Annotated in this window: 3 protein-coding genes and 3 tRNA genes; 2 read left to right on the top strand and 4 right to left on the bottom strand. The window is 62.2% G+C overall.

The window, feature by feature from the left end:
• Positions 1 to 332: 332 nt before the first annotated feature.
• Positions 333 to 1967, top strand: a complete 1635-nt coding sequence (locus GZH52_RS16590; protein ID WP_163318036.1) for an NAD(P)/FAD-dependent oxidoreductase — start codon at positions 333 to 335, stop codon at positions 1965 to 1967.
• A gap of 119 nt (positions 1968 to 2086) precedes the next feature.
• On the top strand, positions 2087 to 2476 hold the full coding sequence (locus GZH52_RS16585; RefSeq protein WP_163318035.1) for a diacylglycerol kinase: 390 nt from the start codon (positions 2087 to 2089) through the stop codon (positions 2474 to 2476).
• Between the two features lie 59 nt (positions 2477 to 2535).
• Here GZH52_RS16585 and GZH52_RS16580 read toward each other — a convergent pair.
• The 4 genes from GZH52_RS16580 to GZH52_RS16735 all read right to left on the bottom strand — a co-directional run.
• Positions 2536 to 2610, bottom strand: a tRNA-Thr gene (locus GZH52_RS16580).
• A gap of 7 nt (positions 2611 to 2617) precedes the next feature.
• Positions 2618 to 2694: transfer RNA gene (locus GZH52_RS16575), tRNA-Asp, on the bottom strand.
• Between the two features lies 1 nt (position 2695).
• Positions 2696 to 2771, bottom strand: a tRNA-Asn gene (locus GZH52_RS16570).
• A gap of 226 nt (positions 2772 to 2997) precedes the next feature.
• Positions 2998 to 3302: hypothetical protein (locus GZH52_RS16735; RefSeq protein WP_203525823.1), on the bottom strand; the 305-nt coding region annotated here is incomplete at its 5' end.

Genomic DNA, 3302 nt, shown 5'->3' with positions numbered 1-3302 from the left:
GGAGTCCGCGAAATGCGGGCTTCGGAGGCAAAAACAGCAGGATCAGCAACGCCAGTTGCGCCAATCTGCGGAAAATTTGCTCAGCAAGAGGACTTGCTCACTTGGAGGCAGGTTTCTGGAAGTCCCCACAAGGCGAAAACGGCTGAGAAAGCGGAATGTACAGGTCGTACATGAGCATTTCGAAGCCGTTGAGGGCGCCGTATCGCTGATGCGCAGCAGATCATGAACAGGTTCTTAGCCACTATCCTAGGTGCGGCGCGTCTTCTACAATGCGCACCTTGTTGATTTTGCATGCCTTGCCCGCCGGGCAGGGCTGAGGATGCCTGACCCCCATGTTGCGATTGTCCGAGATCAAGCTGCCGCTCGATCACGCCGACGACGCGCTGCGCGCAGCGATCGTCGCCAAGCTTGGCGTACCTGACGCCGAGCTCGTCTCCTTTACCGTCTACAAGCGCAGTTTCGACGCACGCCGCAAGGTGATGGCGCTCACCTACATCGTCGACGCCGAAGTGAAGAACGAGGCGAAGCTGCTTGCGCGTTTCGCCCGCGACGCACATGTGCAGGCGACGCCCGACATGGCGTACCGCTTTGTCGGCGCGGCGCCGAAAGACCTTGCCGAGCGGCCGTTGGTGGTCGGCTTTGGCCCGTGCGGCATCCTCGCCGCGCTGGTGCTCGCCCAGATGGGCTTTCGGCCCATCGTGCTCGAGCGCGGCAAGAAGGTGCGCGAGCGCACCAAGGACACCTGGAAACTGTGGCGCAACCACGAACTCAACCCCGAGTCGAACGTGCAGTTCGGTGAGGGCGGCGCCGGCACCTTCTCTGACGGCAAGCTGTATAGCCAGATCAAGGACCCGCGCCACTTGGGCCGCAAGGTGCTCGAGGAATTCGTGAAGGCCGGCGCGCCCGAGGAAATTCTCTTTGTCGGCCGCCCGCATATCGGCACCTTCCGCCTGGTCAGCATGGTCGAGAAGATCCGCGCCGAGATCGAGCGGCTGGGCGGCGAGATCCGCTTCCAGTCCAAAGTGGGCGACGTGCTGCTCGAGGACGCCGGCGACGGCCGCCACGCGGTCGCTGGCGTGGTGCTGGAAAACGGCGAGACGCTCGCCTCGCGCCACGTGATCCTGGCGCTGGGGCACAGCGCGCGCGACACCTTCGAGATGCTGCACGGGCGCGGCGTGTATATGGAGCGCAAGCCCTTCGCGGTGGGCTTCCGTATCGAGCACCCGCAAAAGCTGATCGACGAGGTGCGCTGGGGGCCGCATGCCGGCCACCCGTTGTTGGGCGCGGCCGACTACAAGCTGGTGCACCAGGCCGCCAACGGCCGTGCGGTGTACAGCTTCTGCATGTGCCCTGGCGGGCAGGTGGTCGCCGCGACCAGCGAGCCGGGCCGCGTCGTCACCAACGGCATGAGTCAGTACTCGCGCGCCGAGCGCAACGCCAACGCGGGGCTGGTTGTCAACATCAACCCGGAAGACATGCCGGGGGACGATCCGATGGCCGGCGTGCGCCTGCAGCGCGAGCTCGAATCGCGCGCGTACGAGCTGGGCGGGCGCAACTACAACGCGCCTGCGCAACTGGTTGGCGACTTCCTGGCTGGCCGCGCGTCGACTTCTCTGGGCTCGGTGGTGCCGTCGTATCAGCCGGGTGTGACCCCGACCGACCTGTCCGGCACCTTGCCCGCATTCGCGATCGAGGCGATGCGCGAGGCGATCCCGGCCTTTGCCAAGAAGATCCGTGGTTACGACATGGCCGACGCGGTGCTCACGGGGGTCGAGACCCGCACATCCAGCCCCTTGCGCATCAAGCGCGACGCCAGCTTGCAGAGCCTGAACGTCAAGGGCCTGTACCCGGCAGGCGAGGGCGCAGGCTACGCGGGTGGCATCCTGTCGGCCGGCGTCGATGGCATCAAGGTTGCCGAGGCGCTCGCTTGCGACATGCTCGGCATCGCGCCTGCGGTGGCTGATTGAGGCGAGGCCTGTGCGGGAAGTATGAGGCAGGCACCCCCGCACCGCGGGGGTGCTGCATTTTCGGTGCGGGCAGGGGAGTCGAGCAGCCCGCAGCGCGGGGTCGGACACGGTAAGGCACGATGCGACACAAGTTTCTGGGTACCGGCGAGCCGGGGTATCACCCGTTGCGCAAGCTGCGCACCATCCTCTCCGGCCTGCGCTACGCGGTACTGTACGACTTCAGCGTTGCGTGGAAGCTGCTGTTTTCGCTGGGGGTGCTCGGCTTTGCCCTGTACGCCCGCGACTGGGTCGACTCGCTGCTGATCATCGTGGTGACCGGGCTCGTGATCGTCGCGGAGATCATGAATAGCGCGATCGAGGCGCTGTGCGACTTCGTCGAGACCCGCCACAACCAGAAGATCAAGATCATCAAGGACATTGCCGCCGCCGGGGTGGGGGTTGCCATGCTCTCGTGGCTGCTGGTGTTGGGGTTCGAGCTGGAGCGGATGCTGCGGGTGTTCTGGGGTTGAGCCGCGTTGCGTGGCACGCAAATGAAAACAGCCGGATGCAATGCATCCGGCTGTTTGTCTGGTGCCCATGGGCAGAATTGAACTGCCGACCTCTCCCTTACCAAGGGAGTGCTCTACCCCTGAGCTACATGGGCCAAACTTTGGCGGAGTGGACGGGACTCGAACCCGCGACCCCCGGCGTGACAGGCCGGTATTCTAACCAACTGAACTACCACTCCATGGCTCCCCGAGCAGGGCTCGAACCTGCGACCTGCGGATTAACAGTCCGTCGCTCTACCAACTGAGCTATCAGGGAATAGGAGTGCGATTATATTTGAGCGATTTTAAAATGCAAGCCTTTTCTGGAAACAATTCAATTTTTTCCGGCTGCCATTTAATTGAGATGTGAACAGGGGGTGCCCTTCTTTATATGGCTTTTGCCGAGGTGCTGATTTGGGGTGCTGATTTGGCTGTGCCGGGCAGTGATATGTGGCGTGCGGCGGCAGGAAAGTCGCATGCGTGCCGGCGAGGCTGGGTTTATTTTAACGGAAATGCGCAATGAAATCAGTGGCATGACGATTTTGTTGCGGTTTTTGTGTGGGCGGGTGTTGACGTAGGCGGGCCGCAAACGTATAGTTCGCCACCTCGACGCAACGCACACAACGCGAAACGTCACTGCTCTTTAACAGAACGAACAACCGATAGGTGTGAGTGCTTGGTGCAGCCAACACTTGCACTGCAAGAGAAGGAAACGAAAGTTTCTTTGGACTTGCGTGCCAGAAGTACGAAAAAGTTAGAGATTGAACTGAAGAGTTTGATCCTGGCTCAGATTGAACGCTGGCGGCAT

Source organism: Crenobacter caeni (genome assembly GCF_010435965.1).
Lineage (GTDB): Bacteria > Pseudomonadota > Gammaproteobacteria > Burkholderiales > Chromobacteriaceae > Craterilacuibacter > Craterilacuibacter caeni.
This window is presented reverse-complemented; position numbering and strand designations above follow the sequence as displayed.